Origin of the sequence: Novispirillum itersonii (assembly GCF_014205675.1) — a bacterium.
In the GTDB taxonomy this organism is placed as follows: domain Bacteria; phylum Pseudomonadota; class Alphaproteobacteria; order Rhodospirillales; family Rhodospirillaceae; genus Novispirillum; species Novispirillum itersonii_A.
On record NZ_JACIIX010000005.1, the window covers coordinates 1 to 16,580 of the forward strand.

The following is a 16,580-nucleotide window of genomic DNA, read 5'->3' on the forward strand; positions in this document are numbered from 1 at the left end:
CGTCGCCGTTGCCAGAAAACTGCTCGTCATCGCCTATGGCATCATGAAAACAAGAAAACCGTTTCATCCGTCTTGACGGTCAACACGGTATCTCAAACGCCGGGCGGGCGCATCCGCGCCCTTGGCTTACGTCCGCATGGGCGGACGGGCCCTCAATGGGCCAGTCGGGCCGGTGGCCCTCCGTTTGTTTGATGGGCCCCTTGTATGTTTCCCCCACACAGGCGTACGCCTGTGTGGGGGAAACATACAAGGGGCCACTAAAAAAGACCGGGAAGTCTTCGGGTCTCAGGACCCGAAGACTTCCCGGGCATAAAAGTCAGCGGTGCTCATCGCTTCCGCCGGAACCGCGCCGGGCTGCACCGGGCCGGGTTCGGCCAGTGTGCGGCCGATGCGGTAGGCCAGCCGGATCACCTCCGGGTGGTTGCCCAGCCCGGTGTGGTCGAGCAGGGTCCGCAGGTCCGGGGTGGCGAAGGCGGCAAGGCCCCGGTCGGCCACCGCCAGCGCGGTCTGGAACCCGGCCCCGCCGAATTCCGGATCACGCCGGGCCTGTTCCACCCACTGGCGGGAACAGGCGGTGTGGGCCTCGGCCTCCTGCCGCGCCTGCTCCACCCGCAGGTCAACCAGTTGCTGCGCCTGCTGCTGGGTCAGGCCCAGACCGGCAGCCACACTGCGGAACCGGCCCAGCAGCCCGTCATCAACCGCCATGTCCTGCGGCAGGGTGAACGGCTGATAGGCCTCGGGAGTCAGCCCTTGGGCGGGCGTTGCCGCGCCTGCCGCGCTGCCTGCCGCATCAGACCCGGCAACAGCAGCTCCGGCGGCAGGCCCAGACGGCGCAGCAGCGCCGCCGACGGCAGACGCACCCGGGGCGGGGCCGGAGGACGCCCCCCCGGCGGACGCGGGCGGGACTTCGGGGCCAGAGACGGCGGCGGCGGCGGCAGAACCGGCGGCGGAGAGGAAGGGGTCAGCATGGGTCAGATCCTCAGACATGGATGGCTCCGGGTTCGGTGGCGTAGTCGGTCAGCAGGGCGGCAGCGGCGGCGGTATCAGCCGCCAGCGCTTCCGCCAGCAGCCACAGGCCCAGCCACCGCCCGCCCTGCCGGAAACCGGTGGCCTCGGCGGTGTCACCAAGGCCGAGGGTCAGCGGCCCGGCGGTGCGCAGGATCCGGCGCAGCAGCCGTTGCCCTTCCGGCAGGGCCAGCACGGCGCGCAGATCATCGTGATCGCGCCGCCGGATTTCTTCCTCATCGGTGATTTTTTCGCTGAAATTATCCAATTTGGTTATTTTCTCCCCATGGTAAAACCGTCAGGTGCCCAGACCAATCGCCCGGGCGGCTTCGGCCCCGGTGCGGGCGATGGTGGCAACCTGCCCCAGCGTGTCGAGCTGCTGTTGCGCCGCCTGCTGCCGGGCGCGGTCCGCCCGCAGACCGGCAACAGCGGGATCAGGCCGGACCAGCCGCACCGGTGCCCCGGCCGCATCGGCGAACTCATCCACCGCCTGATCGGCATCGAACTTGTCGCGCACCTGCGGATAGGCCCCGGCCAGCGCGCCGACAAAGGCCGCCACCCGCTCAATCCCGCCCAGCGCCACCGCCTTCTGGGCGTCGGCCAGCACGGAAATATAGTCCACCCGCAGCGGCAGGCCGCGCAGCTCCGGCGGTGGCAGCGGCAGCAGCGGACTGTCAAACCCGCGCTGCCAGTCCGGCAGCGCCTGCCGCACCATGATGCGGAACACCCGCTCCACCAGCGGATCGAGCAGATCGTGATGCAGCCGCTCCAGCACCGGGCCGAGCAGCAGCAGCTTTTCCTGCCGCCGCGCCTCGATCTCGGTGGCGGTGACGGTGGCGCGGTCAAGGTCGGAGACCATCAGCCACACGTCTTCGTAACAGGCACGGCGGATGCGCTGGCGCACAAACTCCATCGACTGTTGCAGCTCCACCGTGCGCGGCTGCACGTCGTACAGCGACCGCACCCCGGCGGCCCCGCCCTGAAGCGTATCGACAAAGTTGACACCCCCCGGCAGGGCGTTGACCGGAATGCCGCGCAGCGAGGACGGCGCCACCAGCGGCGGATTGACCATTTTGGCCACCGCCTGCGCATAGGCCCGCTCCATTGCCTGCAACTGCCGCACATCGCCCAGCGCCGACAGCAGCGGCGACCAGCCGTAAACATCGCCGGTCCCGGCCAGCCCCCAGCGCGGGCACAGGGCGGGGAACACATCATAGCCGCCCTGCCGCAGCAGACGGTCCGGCTCTCCGGCGGTTTCAAACCACACCTCGCGGAAGCGGCGGGCCGCCGGATCGGTGCCGAAGGCGGGGTCGGGCTCGATCACCTGCACCACCCGCACCGGGCCATCCAGCCGCCCGGCCCCGTGCTGGCGGCGCACCCCGGCGCTGACCGCCTCCAGCCCGAATTCCGCCACCACCTGTGCCACCGTCATCTGACAGTCGCGGTACAGGGTGTTGACCCGCCCGGCGGCATCCTGCGCCAGACAGAATTCGCCGACGGTCAGGGTCTGGGCGGTGACAACGCTGCCCTCCGGATCCGGGTCTTCATGCACCAGCATCACCGCCGGGCCGAAGGCGGCCAGTTCCTCGTACAGCGCCGCCAGCGCATTATAAAGGTTGGAACGGGCGAACACCGTGCGCAGCATGCGTTCGGCATCGTGCAGCCACAGCTTGACGGCGGCGTTGTCGGCCAGACGCGGATCGGGCACCCCCAGCCGGAACCACGGGCGGGCGGGCGAGGTCACCCCGGCCATCAGGCCGCTGGCCAGCACCCGGTGCGCCAGTGTGGCGGTGTTATCCAGAATGCGGTCGGTGTTGATGGTGCGGGCCTTGCCCCCGGCCTCGCCGGGGAAACGGCCATGCCACGGCAGCACAAAATCGCGCACCGCCTGCCACGGCGCAAGGTAAGGCGTGCGCTCCGCCGTCAGGGCGGCCAGCCGCCGCAGATAGGGGGCCTTGGCATCCATCGCCTTACGCCCCCAGCAGGGTCTTGCGGGCCAGATCGGCGGCGGCGGTGATGCCCTGCCCGCCGGTCAGCAGGGTGCCGCCCCGGCTGGCCCCGGCCAGCGCCGCCTGACGGCGCAGGCTGTCAGACGCCTGCTGCACCTGCGTATCGGCCTGTTTCACCGGCTCCTTCGGGGCTTCCGGCGGGGTGACGGCAACGGGAACGGACGGGGTTCCTCCTCCGGCCATGCACATGGGGTATCCTCCTGCGGCTGGCCCGCCCCGGTCGGGGGCAGGCGAATAATCTGCGGTGGACTCACCATAGCAATTTCGCCCCAAAATCCCCAAACAGTCCGAATTACCGTAAAGTGCCCCCTCCCCGACTATTACAGCTCCATCGCACCACGCCGCCCCTGCCACTCCGCCGCGCGGGCGGTCAGCCACTGGCGCAGGCGGCGGGGGTCGGGTTCCGGATCGTCGGCATCGCGGGTTTCCAGTACGGTGAAGGTGAAAGCGGCCTCGCCGTGCTGCTGCCACGCCGCCTGAAGGGCGGTCATCCCGGCCCCGGTCACCCGCCCGCCGCCGCCAAGGCGCAGGCCGAACCACAGGCGGTTTTGGATGGTCCGCACATCCGGGGCACTGCCAATCCATTCCTGCCCGGTGATGGCGCAGGTGATGGCATAAACCCCGGCCTGCTGGGGCCTCTCACGATAGGCTTCCATTGCCGCATCGCGCTGTTGCCGGTCCATCGCCTGTCTCCTGTCCTGATGGAAATGATCAGGCGCAGATTATTACCCGGATAATATTGACGCAAGGTTTTTATCCGGGTAATAAATGCACAGCAACCGCAAGGAGACCACCATGACCGCCACCTACACCGCCTTCGCCGGATACCGCCGCCTGTGCCACGGGCCGCTGGCCGAGGTCACCCGCGCCGCCCTTGCCGCGCAGGCGGAGGCCCACACCGGCCCGGTGCTGATTTTTAACGACGCCACCGGCCACCAGACCGATCCCGATGCCCGCCCGGCCCCGGTGGCCCCCCCGCCCGCCGCCGAAACCCCGGAAGACAGCGACGCCCCGAAAGGCCGGGGCCGCCCGAAGCTGGGGGTGATCGGGCGGGAAGTCACCCTGCTGCCGCGCCACTGGGACTGGCTGGCGACCCAGCCCGGCGGGGCATCGGTGGTGCTGCGCCGCCTGATCGACGACGCCCGCCGCGCCGAAGCCGCCGCCCCGCCCTCCCCCCGCCAGCGACAGGAGGCCACCTATCGCTTCCTTCAGGCAATCGCCGGGGATCTGCCGGGCTACGAAGACGCCCTGCGCGCCCTGTTCGCCGGGGACAGCGCCGGGTTCTCCGCCCGCATCGCCGACTGGCCGCATGACCTGCGCCAGTATGCGGAACATCTGGCGGCGGGGTGAGGAAAAGGGGGGGGCCGGGCTGCCGCCCGCACCGGTCTTTTTCAAAGGGATTTTTTTGGTGGGCTGCCGCCCACACCCGCGCGGGGCCACCGGCCCCGCACCCCTTTACGATTCCGGGCAAAGCCCGAAGGGGGCCACCAGCCCCGCACCCCTTTACGATTTCAGGCAAAGCCCGAAGGGGGCCACCAGCCCCGCACCCCTTTACGATTTCAGGCAAAGCCCGAAGGGGGCCGGTGGCCCCTCCGGAAGATCACGGATGCGGGACAGGAAAGCCATGGCGCTCTGACAGGGCGGCGAGGATTTTGTCCTTATCAGAAATGAAACTCCGCCCTCCGTAGACACCTGTCTGATGGACCGAGGCCGCGCCCTCCGCCAGCACAAGCAAGGGGAGTGACTGGTTTTCCTCTCCCACCAGAGCAATGACCGGCTGGCGTGGGCGCGGCCATGCGATCCGCTCAACGTCAAACCGCTTCGCCAGTTCCGGGAAAGACACCAGAACACCTTCCAAAAGCGCACAATGCCAGCAGTAAAACCGCTGCCCCGGATAGGCCGGATCGGCAAAATCCGGTCGCAATAAAAACAGCCTGTCGCGGGTCATCCCATTCTCCAGTCCATCTATCGGGAAGATCGTATGGCAGATTGAAAGATCAGGCACGTCTCGACAGAAGACAAGACCTGCCACCTTGAACCGGCCATCGAGGGCGTCAGCCAGACACCCCGGCTGCAGGCACAGGCGTCACTTTCCGCCGTTGGCAACGGCCTCCGGGGTCTCCAGCAGGTCGATCAGCGGCATCAGCCCTGCCGCCTGCCGCCCGGCCACCACCGCCTGCTGCACCATTCCCCGCAGCGGGGTGAACAGCAGCACGGTCAGCGCCGCCACCATCACCAGCAGGCCAACCGGGGCCGCCCCGGCCAGCACCGCTTCAGCCGACAGCCCGACCACCGCCGCCAGCGTCGCCATCAGTACCGCCGCCTCCAGCAGACCGCACCGCAGGTGCAGCCGGGCCACCGTCTGATCCGCCTCCCGCACCCCGGCAAAGCCCTCCGCCAGACGGCTCCGCACCCGGGAGGCAGCGCCATCCGCCCCGGCCTCCGTCATCGCGTCCTCAATCCCGGTATAGTCCGCGTTCAGGCGGGCAATCACCGGGGCCTGCCGCGCCAGTCCCCCCGCCACCACGGCGGTGTAGAGGGCCGCCCCGCCCAGCCCCAGCAGGGCGTACAGCGGCCCCGCCACCACCAGCAGCACCACGGCCACGCCAGCGGCCTGCACCAGCACCGGCAGCACCCCGAAGGCCAAGGCTTCGGTGACACCATAGGCCGCCTCCACCCCCCGGTTGACCGGTTCAGCCCCCGGGCCGGACCGCTGCCCCGGCCCCCGCCGGGACAGATGATCCACCGCCCGCAGCGCGACGGCCTCGTTCAGCCTACGCCCCAGCCGGTACAGGGCATGATCACGGACCGCCCCCAGCCCGCCGGACAGCAACCGGCAGACGACAAAGCCACCGGCCAGCAGCAGCGCCCACAGTCCGGCCATCGGGGCTTCGGGCAGAGACGGGGCGGCCAGATCGGTCACGGCAAGGCCCAGCAGCACCGGCCCCGCCACCTCGGCCCCCGCGATGATCAGGATCGCCCCCAGCCCCAGCAGCCCCAGCCGCTCAGCGCCATCGGCCCGCAGCAGACCGCCGATAAACCGGGCCGCCCGCAGCAGCGGAGAAAATGCGGATACAGTCATGATGCCCCCGTGAATAATGATAATGAGTCTTACTATCATAAATTGCAGGTTTCACGGCGCAAAAAAATAACCTTTGCGTGCAAATTTCCCCTCCATCCCACCCCGTCGCCGGTCCATGCCCGACGGCAGGCCCCCAACAGCAAAACCCCCGCTCAAGCCACCTTGAGCGGGGGTCTGCCTCGGCCACGGACTGTGGGAACAGACAGCGGCGCAACGGAAGGACTTAAACCTTATAGGTCTGCACCGCGCCCGGCAGCTTCGACCAGTCGGCATACCACGCATCAAACAGCTTAAGCTGGGCCTCGGCAAAGCCGCGCTGGCTGGGGGTCAGGGCGTCGGTTTCGTAGAAGTGCAGGGTGTATTCCGGGTTGCCCTTCAGCACCATCAGGTGCTTGAAGTACAGCACCAGATCCGGGCCTTCGTCGAAGGTGGACAGCACCTTCAGCGCCGCTTCCAGCTCCAGCGCCCGCTGGCGGGCCTCAACATCGCCCTTGGCGGCGGCGTTGGACAGGGCGACCATGTGCAGCACTTCCTTCGGCAGCACGCAGCCGATGCCGGTGATGGCACCGGTGGCCCCGCAGTTGACAATGCCGTGGAACACGCAGGTATCCACGCCCACCATCAGGGCGACGCTGTCATCGGCGCTGGTGATGGTTTCGGCGGCGTAGGACATGTCATCCGGGCCACCGAATTCCTTGAAGCCGACCAGATTCGGGTGTTCGGCGCGCAGGGCGAAGAACAGGTCGGCGCGGGTGGCGAAGCCGTAGTACGGGCTGTTGTAGATCACCGCCGGAAGCTGCGGTGCCGCCGACAGAATGGCCTTGAAGTGGTGGCGCTGCGCCGTCAGCGACGGGCCGCGCGACAGCACGCGCGGGATCACCATCAGACCGGCGGCCCCGACCCTGGCGGCGTGGGCGGCGTGCTCCACCGCCTTGGCGGTGTTGACGGCCCCGGTGCCGACGATCACCGGCACCCCGGCCTTGACCAGACGTTCCACGCCTTCCATGCGCTGTTCATCGGTCAGCAGCGGCCAGTCGCCCATGGAGCCGCAGTAAATCACCGCCGACATCCCGGCGGCGATCAGCTCCTGCCCCTTGCGCACCAGCGCCTCAAAATCCGGGGTGCGGTCGGCTTTGCACGGGGTCATCAGGGCGGGCATGGTGCCGGAGAAAACTTTTGCGTTCATGGCGTGATCAGTCCTGTTGGCTGCCTTGGCGTTTCAGTCCGGGCGGAGGATATCAGAGATTGGATATCGGATACAATCTTTCTGATCCCACCGCGTTGAGGATGATCTTACGCTTTGTATTCTTTTTGTCGACAAGAATTTTTCGCAAAAAAAGAGCAATCCTTTTCAACAGGATAGATCTTCATAACCGCGCCGGACGTTGACATCACGCCCCGGTCAGGGGATGGTTCCGCCACGCCGAAGACCATTTGGGAACAACCGTTGGAAATGCAGAACAACAGCCGGGACCGGGCCCTGAGCGTCGCCCTTGTGGTCCCCTGCTATAACGAGGCCCAGACCATCGCCGACGTCATCACCGGCTTCCGGGCCGCGATGCCGGAGCTGTCGATCCATGTGTTTGACAATGCCTCCACCGATGGCACGGCAGAGGTGGCGCGCCGGATGGGGGCGGAGGTCATCCACGTTGCCGCCAAAGGCAAGGGCAATGTGGTGCGGCGCATGTTTGCCGATATTGATGCCGATGTGTACGTGATGGTGGACGGCGATTCCACCTACGACGCCGCCAGCGTCAGGGCCATGGTCGATAAACTGGTCGATGAAAAGCTGGATATGGTGGTGGGGTGCCGCCAGACCCCGTCGGAAGTGGCCGGGGCCGCCTACCGGCGTGGCCACCAGTGGGGAAACCGCATGCTGACCGGCAGCGTCCGCCAGATTTTCGGCGGCGCGTTCACCGATATGCTGTCCGGGTACCGGGTGTTTTCCCGCCGCTTCGTCAAATCGTTCCCGGCCCTGTCCGCCGGGTTTGAAATTGAAACCGAACTGACCGTGCATGCGCTGGAACTGAGCATGCCGATCGGCGAGGTGATGACCCCCTACGGCGCCCGCCCGGAAGGATCGGAGAGCAAACTGTCCACCTACCGCGACGGCTGGCGGATCCTGAAGACTATTCTGCGGCTGTATATGCTGGAACGGCCCCTGCACTTTTACGGCCTGATCGCGGCGGCGCTGGCCGCCCTGTCGCTCGGCCTGTCGGCACCGGTGCTGCTGGATTTCCTGCGGACCGGGCTGGTGCCGCGCCTGCCGACGGCGGTGCTGTGCGCGGCGCTGATGCTGCTGGCCGCCATGGCGCTGCACTGCGGGATGATTCTCGACAGCGTCACCCGCGGCCGGCAGGAGAACAAGCGCCTGTCCTACCTCGCGGTGCGGCCGCGCTGATCCCCCACGCCACAGGAGAGGCCCCCGGTGCTGACTGGACAGAGGAACGGACAGAGGAACGGACACCCGGTCAGGACCCGGCTGCTGACGCTCACCGGACAGCGGGCCTATGGCTGGCTGGTGGCGGTGGTCACGCTGGCCGCCCTGCTCAATCTGGCGTTCAGCGGGCAGGGCTTTGTGTTCTGGCCGGATTCCATCGGCTATCTTGGCCCGGTGGCGGATCTTCAGGCCGGGCGGGGCTTTACGGCGTGGCTGGGGCGCGGGTTTCTCTACCCGGCGTTCCTTGCCATGCTGATGCCCGACAGCGGCCAGTACCTGCGGGTGCTCTATGCCCAGATGGCGCTGCTGGCCGGGGTGTTTGCCTTCGCCGGATGGCTGGCGTGGCGGTGCGGGCAGAGTCTGTCCCCCCTCCCGCCATGGCGGGCGGTAACGGCGCGGGCGGTGCTGCTGACCGGGCTGATCAGCTTTGATTTCAACTACGCTCAGCTTGGGCTGGCCCATACCGCCATGCCGGAAACCGCGTTTACGGCCCTGCTGGCCCTGCAATGTTTTCTGGTGTGCACCGCCCTGCTGCCGGGCCATGCGCGGACCCAATGGATCAGCCTGACCGGGCTGACCGCCCTTGGCCTGCTGCTGATCCTGCTGAAGCCGCATTATCTGGTGACGGCCTTTGCCCTGCCGGGGGTGATCGCCCTGATGCTGCGGAACCAGCTACCGCTGCGGTTCCTGCTGCTGGCGCTGGTGCTGGGGGGCGTTGCCGCTGCCCCTTTCCATCTGGTTGACCGGCACCTGAAGGCGCAGTACGACCCGGTGACGGCCAGACTGTTCGCCCCCAGAACCCTGTTCTGCAATAACCTTGATGTCCTGACCGTCGCCTTCCAGCGGGGGATGGCGGATGATCTGGCGGTCGGGCCGCAGGCTGCCGAAATCCTGAGCCAAGGCTCAGGCGGGTGGGATACGCTGGGTTTTAATGGCGATACCTGCTCGTACGGGGATCTGGCGCGGACGATCAACAGCCACTTCACGGATGCCCCGGAGGCCGAGGCCCGGTATTACTACACAACCTATCTGACGGCGGCGCTGACCGCGCCCGATCAGATACTGCGACGGCTGAGCCGCCAGATCCGCAAGGTGATCGCCGCGCCGCTGCCCGGCAGACTGGAACTGTCCGGCGACTGCCGCGTGCTGGCGGAGGCATCCCACCGTGGTGCCCTGTTCGGGGCCCTGCTGTCCGAATGCCGGGCCACGGCGGCCAACCGGATCAGTTACCATGACATCAAGCCCAAGATCTTCAATGCCGCCTATGTCACGCTGATGGTGCTCTGCGGCCTGTGCCTGATTGTCCGCTGGCGCTGCCGCGCCGCAAAAACGGAGGAGCCCACGGCCGTCTGGGGCAAGGCCGGGGCGGCCAGCCTGCTGGCGGTGCTGTCCTACATCCTGCTGGTGGGGCTGGTGCATTCCTTTGATGTGTTCCGCTATCTGGCGATTATTGCCCCGCTGCTCCTGCTGTCGTTCTGCGCCATGACGGTGTGGCTGTTCTCGGCAGCCCCCGGCCTGCGGAAAGACTGAGGCCCCCTACTCCTCCCCCTTCGCCAGATACTGGGTGAAGGCGCGTTCCGCCGCGCCGGGGGTGCGGTCCAGATGGCGGATCATCACAAAGTGCCGGTGCGGCAGGTCAAAGCGCGGGGCATGCAGCCGCCCGGCCTTCAGCGCATCGGCCACCACATGGCGCGAGACGATGGCGGCGCAGGTGCCTTCCGCCAGTGCGGCACGGATCGCGGCCCCGGAAGGCAGGGTCAGGCGCACCGTCACCGCCTTATCCTCAATCCCCGCCTGTCGCAGGGCATCGAAGAAGGCTTCGCGGGTGCCCGATCCGCTTTCGCGCATCAGCCACGGGGTGTCCGTCACCTCCTGCGGCAAAACGTGGTCGCGGGTCCACCAGCGGTGGCCGGGGCCGACCACCAGCACCAGCTGGTCCCGCACCAGAATGGTCTGGGCCAGCCGGGCGTCGTCCACCCGGCCTTCGACAATCCCCAGATCCGCCGTGCCCGCCAGCACCGCCGCCACCACGGCGGCGGTATTGCCGACCTCCAGCGCCAGCGACAGCCCGGGATAGGCCGAGGCAAAGCGGGTCAGCCGGGCGGGCAGCCACCACGATCCCACTGTCTCGCTGGCCGCCACCGTCAGGCTGCCGCGTTGCAGGCCGGAGAGTTCATCCAGCATCTGTTCCGCCTGCCGCACCCGCCGCAGGATCACCCGCGCCTCCGTCACCAGCAGGGCCCCCGCCTCGGTCAGGGCCACGCGGCGGCCGAGGCGGTGGAACAGTTTCACCTGCCGGGCGTCCTCCAGCGCCGCCACGGCGGCGGAGACGGCGGGCTGGCTGAGGTGCAGGGCCTCTGCCGCCCGCGTGAAGTGCAGGTGGTCGGCGACGGCCAGAAAGATGCGAAGCTGCTCAAAAGTCATACACTCAGGAAACCCCGGATCAGCGCAAAGCTGAAGAGGAAAATCACCAGCGTCGCCACCAGCCCCAGCGCCACCGGCCGCCAGCCCGCCTGTTTCAGCGGGGCCAGCGCGGTGGACACCCCCAGCGCCGCCAGCGCCGTGGTCAGCAGGGCCAGACTTACCGGGCGGGCCAGCGCCTGCACCGCCTGCGGCACCAGCCCAAAGCTGGCCAGCGCCATAAAGCCGACGAACACCAGCAGGAACAGCGGCGGCGTGCCGCGTTTGCCATCGCCCAGCAGCGCCACCACCGGCACCAGCAGGGCCACCCGTTCCAGCTTGGCGATGGTGCCGAAATCGGCGGCCACCGGCCCCTGCTGCACCGCCGCCCCCACCGCATGCGCCACTTCATGCAGGCTGGCCCCGGCCCACAGCCCGGCCTGCACCGCATCCAGATGCAGCAGCGCCGACAGGGTCGGGTGCAGCACCATCCCCAGCGATCCGAACAGGGTGACAATCGCAATCGCCACCGCCGCATGCCCGGCGGTGTCCTGATCCTGCTGATGGCGCGCCGCCACCGCCAGCACCGCCGAAGCGCCGCACACCGCCGTGCCCGCCGCAATCAGCCGGGTCAGGCCCGGCGGCACCTTCAGCCAGCGCCCGACCAGCAGGGTGGCCGCCAGCGTCACCGCCAGCGTCGCCGCCACCGCCAGCACCCCGCCCCAGCCGATGCGGGCGGCATCCTGCACCGTTACCCCCAGCCCCAGCACCGCCACCCCGGCCCGCAGGGTGAACCGCCCCCAGCCGGACAGGCCGGGCAGCCCGCCCGCCCCCGGCCAGCGCCAGCGCACCAGCAGCCCAAGGATCAGCGCCAGCGCCAGCGGCCCGCCGATGAACCACCCGGCGGCGGCGGCGGCGGTATTGCCCGCCATCGCCAGCCCGCCAAGGGCCAGCGCCAGCAGCCAGCCGGTACGGGCGGTCAGGGCCAGCGGAATCCTGAGAGGTGTCATGATCGGGGATCCTGCGCGTTTTCAAGACCTTGACCATGCCCCGGACCAGCTGATCATTCCAACTGATTGAAATGATGATTTTAATAAACTCAGTTTATCAATCTTATCCACAATCGAGTCACAGCCGATTCACAGGGTGGTTCACACCGCGTCGCCCCTTCCGGCAGAACAGCCGGGGAACAAACATGAAAACACGACTCGTGGAGAGTCCGGCTCCGACTCGGGAAACACTTTTTTAACCTTCGGCAAAAAGTGTTGCATACTGGCAACAGAGACCCCATAGCCGGTATCCGGCGGAATCAGTTGACACTAAATTTAGTGCCAGAGTCATCCACAGCCCCCAAAAAACGGCGACTCGGACTAAGATGCTGATTCCATGGATTCTTGACGGGCGACTCGGCTTCGGAGAAAACCGTTCTTCCGGGATGCACAGTCCCGCACCGAATTCCCCCCGGTTTACCTTTTTGCCTGAGAGCCCGCCGATGACCCGCAAGACCAAAGCCGCCGCCAAGGCCGCTTCCGACGCCGCCGCCGCCGACCTGCGTACCAACGTGATCTATGGCGGCGACTGCGTGCAGGTCATGAACAGCCTGCCGGAAAAGTCGGTGGATGTGATCTTCGCTGATCCGCCGTACAACCTTCAGCTCGGCGGCGACCTGACCCGCCCGGACAACAGCCGGGTTGATGGCGTCGATGACGCCTGGGACAAGTTCGACAGCTTCGCCGAATACGACCGCTTCACCCGAGACTGGCTGGCCGCCGCCCGCCGGGTGCTGAAGGACAACGGCACCCTGTGGGTGATCGGGTCGTACCACAACATCTTCCGCGTCGGCGCCGCCCTTCAGGACATGGGCTTCTGGGTGCTGAACGACATTGTGTGGAACAAGACCAACCCGATGCCCAACTTCCGGGGCACCCGCTTCACCAATGCCCATGAAACGATGATCTGGTGCAGCAAGTCGCCGGATGCCAAATACACCTTCAATTACGAGGCGATGAAGTCGCTGAACGAAGGCACGCAGATGCGCTCTGACTGGAGCCTGCCGCTGTGCACCGGCGGCGAACGCCTGAAGGGCGACGACGGCCAGAAGCTGCACCCGACCCAGAAGCCGGAATCCCTGCTGTACCGGGTGCTGCTGTCATCGACCAATCCGGGCGATGTGGTGCTGGACCCGTTCTTCGGCACCGGCACCACCGGCGCGGCGGCCAAGCGGCTGGGCCGCCAGTACATCGGCATTGAACAGGACCCGGCCTATATCGCCGCCGCCCAGCGCCGCATTGCGGCGGTGGAAGAGGTGAAGGACCCGTCGGTGCTGCTGACCCCGTCGAAGCGCAGCGAGCCGCGCGTGCCGTTCGGCACCGTGGTGGAACGCGGCCTGCTTCAGCCGGGCGCGGTGCTGACCGATGCCTCCGGCCGCTTCAGCGCCAAGGTGCGCGCTGACGGCACCATTATGTCCGCGGAAGTCCGCGGATCCATCCATCAGGTCGGGGCTGCGGTACAGGGCGCACCGGCCTGTAACGGCTGGACCTTCTGGCACATCCAGCATGGCGATACCCTGGTACCCATCGACATGCTGCGCCAGAAAGTCCGTGCCGAGGTTAACCATACGGTTCAGTAAGTTTCGGACCGTTGCCTTTGGTCGACTTTCCCCCCGGATCCCTGTGGTCCGGGGGTTTTTCTTATGGGGGGGGCCCTGTGCCCGCACTATAGGAATAAGCACAGCCACTGGCCTGATTTTAAAGCCCTCTTTACGACCTCCCACAGAAAGGCCATCGACCTCCCCGTACAACTGATGATTTTTACTGAAAAAATTTTCCCTTTGATGATTTTAATTTTTGGGGAAAACTTTATAAAAAGAGAAACCACTTACCCAAACGAGAAAAAAATGAAACAAAGTGACCTTTCAGCGATTGCCGAGGGACGCCTCCTTCCCCTTCTCTCCAATTGCTCTGACGACGACCTTGACCCTCTGGTCTCATATATTTTGTCATCAATTTCGGAAGAGATAAGTAACACAGAGGAATACAAATCATATTCACCTCAACATTCAAAATATGTATACAATATTGTTAAAGAGATTCGCCTTATGGGAGGAAATAGCTTTGCCAATATATTTCGTGGAAACGGCCCCCCTTACGATGAGATTGTCAGAGACGTTTGTGAACACATTGGGATAAAAGAAATACCTAAAAATTCTGCTGAAGCTGAGCAAAAAATACTTGTGAAGATTTTTGAAGAGGCCTGGGAAAAGATGCCCACAGCTGACCGGGAGACTTTCCTCCAGGAGATGAAAGCTGCTGGCCAGACCGGACGTGATTTTTCTGCCGTGATGCCCATCACCGCAATCATGGCCCAGGTTGGAGTTCAGATGAGCGGATTCCTGATGTACCGGATGGCAACCGTCGTCGCCAATGCTGTTGCGAAACAGCTTTTGGGCAAAGGCCTTACCTTCGCCGCCAATGCCGCCCTTACACGGACGATCGGCGTTCTCGCCGGACCGATCGGCTGGATCATAACAGGCCTGTGGACTGCCATTGATCTGGCTGGCCCGGCATACAGAGTCACCGTACCCTGCGTCATCCACATTGCCTATCTCCGGCAAAAAATCCTGTACTCCGCGATCGCAGAAACCGAAACTACCCCCTAACTTCCCGGTCTCCGGCATGAGGCAGAAGGATCGACCACAGTCCTCCTTCTGCCGCCGCGCCCGATACCCTCAAAAACCGAAGGCCTCCAGATGGCGACACTACAGCAGGTTCTGCTTGAAATTCCCGAGCATATTGCCGAAGGCCTTGCCAACGGCACCCTGGAGCGTGTAGGCGGCGTTATTCGCTCTAAAGACGGCACTATCTATGCCTTTTTAAAGGAAGGCGAGGCCTTTCTGGAAACGGTAGAGGCAGGTGGAACTCTGCCCCCTGCCCTCGACAACCTCTCTCAGTTGATGAACCTGAGCCTCGGATTACAGGTTTTGACCCTTGGCGTCACGGTTTCCGGATTTGCCCTGCTGAACACAAAGCTCAAACACATTGACCGCAAGCTGGATGACCTTGCCCGATCAACGGCAAGACTCCAAGGAGACCTGACCTGGATGCAGCAGGTCCGCAATATTGAACGGTCCGCCGATCTCCTTGCCTGCTTGGAGGACGCCCACTGGCGCGAAAAAACCAACCGGCTGGCAAGTGGCGATGATCTTCGCCGCAAGCTCTCCACCGCACATCTGACCTATTCTAAGCTTATGTCAAGTATGCTGGCAGAGGCACGTGCCCATCAGGATCATGAGGCCTACCTATCATTCTTTCAGTGCTGTGCCCTTTCCGGCATCGCGAAAACCCGCTTCGACTGGGTGTTCGACGGCTCTGCCGCTGCCGCAGAAACCCAGAGAGAGGTGACAGAAACCCTCTCGAAAGCCCAGAATGAATTCCTCCGCCCCATGAGAGAATATTCCCCCCAGCACTTAATCAGAATCCCACTGGAAGATATACCTCATATAAATCATGCAAAATTAACTATGACCGAGACCATAAGGCGATCTGAATCTTATATTCAAGAGATTGAATATTGTATTTCCAAGGATATTTCAATAAAGGAATGGGATTTATTATCCCCAGCATCAAATGAATTTATAAAACTCATCCCTTATGAAAATAGAATTTCAGAATAAAATAAATGTCTGGCCTGATAAATCAGGCCAGACATCAGTATTTCGAAAATAATATTAAAGACATAACCAGTTCAGCTTACACCGCCTTCCCGGCGAAGTCGGCGGCGCTGTGGCGTTCCGGCACCTGCTCCGCCTCATCGCCCCAGGTGCGGGTGACCATCAGGCCGCGCTTCACCGCCGGGCGGGCGGCAATCTGCTCCGCCCAGCGCAGCACGTTCTGATAGGATCCGGCGTCCAGGAACTCGGCGGCGGCATAGACCCGGTTCAGCACAATCTGCCCGTACCACGGCCAGATCGCGATGTCGGCGATGGTGTACTCCGCGCCGCCGATGAAGGGGCGCTCCGCCAGCAGTTTATCCAGCAGGTCAAGCTGGCGCTTCACTTCCATGGTGTAGCGGTTGATCGGGTATTCGTACTTGGCCGGAGCATAGGCGTAGAAGTGGCCGAAGCCGCCCCCGGCGAACGGGGCCGCACCCTGAAGCCAGAACAGCCAGTTCAGCACTTCGGTCTTCCGCGCCGGATCGGCGGGCAGGAATTTGCCGAACTTTTCCGCCAGATACAGCAGGATGTGGCCGGATTCAAACACCCGCACCGGGGCCGGGCCGGAGCGGTCCAGCAGCGCCGGAATCTTCGAGTTGGGGTTGACCGCGACAAACCCGGAGGAAAACTGGTCACTGTCGGAAATGCGGATCGGCCACGCGTCATATTCCGCCGCCGTCACCCCGGCGTCCAGCAGCTCCTCCAGCAGGATCGACACCTTGGCCCCGTTGGGGGTGGCGAGGGAATACAGCTGAAGGGCATGCGCCCCTTCCGGCAGCGCCCGGTCATACTGCGCCCCGGCGGTCGGGCGGTTGGTTTTGGCCCAGGCCCCGCCGCTTTCGGCGTCAAAGGTCCAGACTTTCGGCGGCTGATAGGTGGTGTCGGTCATGGCGGGTCCCCTTGGGGTGTGTCTTCAGTCCCTGTGGCATATAG

At 65.0% G+C, this 16,580-nt stretch carries 17 protein-coding genes; 6 read left to right on the forward strand and 11 right to left on the reverse strand.

All coding sequences use genetic code 11. From position 1 onward, the window contains the following. Positions 1 to 285: 285 nt before the first annotated feature. The 5 genes from FHS48_RS07915 to FHS48_RS07935 all read right to left on the reverse strand — a co-directional run bounded on the left by FHS48_RS07915 (position 286) and on the right by FHS48_RS07935 (position 3,697). Positions 286 to 987 carry a hypothetical protein gene (locus FHS48_RS07915; RefSeq protein ID WP_184263026.1) on the reverse strand — a complete coding sequence of 234 codons (702 nt, stop codon included), beginning with the start codon at positions 985 to 987 and terminating at the stop codon, positions 286 to 288. Beyond that, the gene (locus tag FHS48_RS07920) at positions 980 to 1,273 is read right to left on the reverse strand and encodes a Bbp19 family protein (protein ID WP_184263027.1); all 294 of its coding nucleotides are present in this window, start codon (positions 1,271 to 1,273) and stop codon (positions 980 to 982) included. The genes FHS48_RS07915 and FHS48_RS07920 overlap by 8 nt, the downstream gene beginning before the upstream one ends. Before the next feature lie 30 nt (positions 1,274 to 1,303). After that, complete coding sequence (locus tag FHS48_RS07925; protein ID WP_184263028.1) at positions 1,304 to 2,971, reverse strand: portal protein; 1,668 nt, start codon at positions 2,969 to 2,971, stop codon at positions 1,304 to 1,306. 4 nt (positions 2,972 to 2,975) lie between these two features. Beyond that, positions 2,976 to 3,197, reverse strand: a complete 222-nt coding sequence (locus FHS48_RS07930) for a hypothetical protein (protein WP_260402396.1) — start codon at positions 3,195 to 3,197, stop codon at positions 2,976 to 2,978. Positions 3,198 to 3,334: 137 nt separating this feature from the next. After that, entirely contained in the window at positions 3,335 to 3,697 is a 363-nt protein-coding gene (locus FHS48_RS07935) for a GIY-YIG nuclease family protein (RefSeq protein ID WP_184263030.1), read from the reverse strand. Positions 3,698 to 3,809: 112 nt separating this feature from the next. Between FHS48_RS07935 and FHS48_RS07940 the strand changes: the two genes are divergently transcribed. Continuing rightward, positions 3,810 to 4,364, forward strand: coding sequence for a DUF2239 family protein (locus FHS48_RS07940; RefSeq protein ID WP_184263031.1), 555 nt, complete (start codon positions 3,810 to 3,812; stop codon positions 4,362 to 4,364). A 250-nt stretch (positions 4,365 to 4,614) separates the two neighbouring features. Here FHS48_RS07940 and FHS48_RS07945 read toward each other — a convergent pair whose 3' ends face one another. The 3 genes from FHS48_RS07945 to FHS48_RS07955 form a co-directional block, all read right to left on the reverse strand. Continuing rightward, positions 4,615 to 4,962, reverse strand: coding sequence for a DUF3088 domain-containing protein (locus FHS48_RS07945; RefSeq protein WP_184263032.1), 348 nt, complete (start codon positions 4,960 to 4,962; stop codon positions 4,615 to 4,617). Between the two features lie 138 nt (positions 4,963 to 5,100). Further along, positions 5,101 to 6,096 carry a hypothetical protein gene (locus FHS48_RS07950; protein WP_184263033.1) on the reverse strand — a complete coding sequence of 332 codons (996 nt, stop codon included), beginning with the start codon at positions 6,094 to 6,096 and terminating at the stop codon, positions 5,101 to 5,103. Between the two features lie 223 nt (positions 6,097 to 6,319). Next, entirely contained in the window at positions 6,320 to 7,282 is a 963-nt protein-coding gene (locus tag FHS48_RS07955) for a dihydrodipicolinate synthase family protein (protein WP_184263034.1), read from the reverse strand. Positions 7,283 to 7,549: 267 nt separating this feature from the next. Here FHS48_RS07955 and FHS48_RS07960 point away from each other — a divergent pair, with 267 nt between their 5' ends. Together FHS48_RS07960 and FHS48_RS07965 are read left to right on the forward strand one after the other, a co-directional pair. Then, the gene (locus FHS48_RS07960; RefSeq protein WP_184263035.1) at positions 7,550 to 8,497 is read left to right on the forward strand and encodes a glycosyltransferase family 2 protein; all 948 of its coding nucleotides are present in this window, start codon (positions 7,550 to 7,552) and stop codon (positions 8,495 to 8,497) included. A gap of 27 nt (positions 8,498 to 8,524) precedes the next feature. Then, on the forward strand, positions 8,525 to 10,066 hold the full coding sequence (locus FHS48_RS07965) for a hypothetical protein (RefSeq protein WP_184263036.1): 1,542 nt from the start codon (positions 8,525 to 8,527) through the stop codon (positions 10,064 to 10,066). A gap of 6 nt (positions 10,067 to 10,072) precedes the next feature. Here the strand turns inward: FHS48_RS07965 and FHS48_RS07970 are convergent, their stop codons facing one another. Both FHS48_RS07970 and FHS48_RS07975 read right to left on the reverse strand, forming a co-directional pair. Beyond that, on the reverse strand, positions 10,073 to 10,960 hold the full coding sequence (locus FHS48_RS07970) for a LysR substrate-binding domain-containing protein (RefSeq protein ID WP_184263037.1): 888 nt from the start codon (positions 10,958 to 10,960) through the stop codon (positions 10,073 to 10,075). Beyond that, positions 10,957 to 11,946 carry a YeiH family protein gene (locus FHS48_RS07975; RefSeq protein ID WP_184263038.1) on the reverse strand — a complete coding sequence of 330 codons (990 nt, stop codon included), beginning with the start codon at positions 11,944 to 11,946 and terminating at the stop codon, positions 10,957 to 10,959. Before FHS48_RS07975 ends, FHS48_RS07970 begins: the two co-directional genes overlap by 4 nt. Positions 11,947 to 12,428: 482 nt before the next feature. Between FHS48_RS07975 and FHS48_RS07980 the strand changes: the two genes are divergently transcribed. The 3 genes from FHS48_RS07980 (at position 12,429) to FHS48_RS07990 (ending at position 15,608) form a co-directional block, all read left to right on the forward strand. After that, the gene (locus FHS48_RS07980; protein ID WP_311769106.1) at positions 12,429 to 13,565 is read left to right on the forward strand and encodes a site-specific DNA-methyltransferase; all 1,137 of its coding nucleotides are present in this window, start codon (positions 12,429 to 12,431) and stop codon (positions 13,563 to 13,565) included. Between the two features lie 63 nt (positions 13,566 to 13,628). After that, complete coding sequence (locus tag FHS48_RS07985; RefSeq protein ID WP_221443424.1) at positions 13,629 to 14,594, forward strand: YaaW family protein; 966 nt, start codon at positions 13,629 to 13,631, stop codon at positions 14,592 to 14,594. A gap of 90 nt (positions 14,595 to 14,684) precedes the next feature. After that, complete coding sequence (locus tag FHS48_RS07990; protein ID WP_184263039.1) at positions 14,685 to 15,608, forward strand: hypothetical protein; 924 nt, start codon at positions 14,685 to 14,687, stop codon at positions 15,606 to 15,608. A gap of 76 nt (positions 15,609 to 15,684) precedes the next feature. On the opposite strand, the gene yghU is transcribed toward FHS48_RS07990, so the two are convergent. Then, complete coding sequence (yghU, locus tag FHS48_RS07995; RefSeq protein ID WP_184263040.1) at positions 15,685 to 16,536, reverse strand: glutathione-dependent disulfide-bond oxidoreductase; 852 nt, start codon at positions 16,534 to 16,536, stop codon at positions 15,685 to 15,687. Positions 16,537 to 16,580 lie beyond the last annotated feature (44 nt).

Bases quoted from the DNA above. Each gene is read 5' to 3' on its own strand.
- FHS48_RS07915 (WP_184263026.1), bottom strand. From the start codon at position 987: ATGTCTGAGGATCTGACCCATGCTGACCCCTTCCTCTCCGCCGCCGGT.
- FHS48_RS07925 (WP_184263028.1), bottom strand. From the start codon at position 2,971: ATGGATGCCAAGGCCCCCTATCTGCGGCGGCTGGCCGCCCTGACGGCG.
- FHS48_RS07930 (WP_260402396.1), bottom strand. From the start codon at position 3,197: ATGGCCGGAGGAGGAACCCCGTCCGTTCCCGTTGCCGTCACCCCGCCG.
- FHS48_RS07935 (WP_184263030.1), bottom strand. From the start codon at position 3,697: ATGGACCGGCAACAGCGCGATGCGGCAATGGAAGCCTATCGTGAGAGG.
- FHS48_RS07940 (WP_184263031.1), top strand. From the start codon at position 3,810: ATGACCGCCACCTACACCGCCTTCGCCGGATACCGCCGCCTGTGCCAC.
- FHS48_RS07945 (WP_184263032.1), bottom strand. From the start codon at position 4,962: ATGACCCGCGACAGGCTGTTTTTATTGCGACCGGATTTTGCCGATCCG.
- FHS48_RS07950 (WP_184263033.1), bottom strand. From the start codon at position 6,096: ATGACTGTATCCGCATTTTCTCCGCTGCTGCGGGCGGCCCGGTTTATC.
- FHS48_RS07955 (WP_184263034.1), bottom strand. From the start codon at position 7,282: ATGAACGCAAAAGTTTTCTCCGGCACCATGCCCGCCCTGATGACCCCG.
- FHS48_RS07960 (WP_184263035.1), top strand. From the start codon at position 7,550: ATGCAGAACAACAGCCGGGACCGGGCCCTGAGCGTCGCCCTTGTGGTC.
- FHS48_RS07970 (WP_184263037.1), bottom strand. From the start codon at position 10,960: ATGACTTTTGAGCAGCTTCGCATCTTTCTGGCCGTCGCCGACCACCTG.
- FHS48_RS07975 (WP_184263038.1), bottom strand. From the start codon at position 11,946: ATGACACCTCTCAGGATTCCGCTGGCCCTGACCGCCCGTACCGGCTGG.
- FHS48_RS07980 (WP_311769106.1), top strand. From the start codon at position 12,429: ATGACCCGCAAGACCAAAGCCGCCGCCAAGGCCGCTTCCGACGCCGCC.
- FHS48_RS07985 (WP_221443424.1), top strand. From the start codon at position 13,629: ATGGGGGGGGCCCTGTGCCCGCACTATAGGAATAAGCACAGCCACTGG.
- FHS48_RS07990 (WP_184263039.1), top strand. From the start codon at position 14,685: ATGGCGACACTACAGCAGGTTCTGCTTGAAATTCCCGAGCATATTGCC.
- yghU (WP_184263040.1), bottom strand. From the start codon at position 16,536: ATGACCGACACCACCTATCAGCCGCCGAAAGTCTGGACCTTTGACGCC.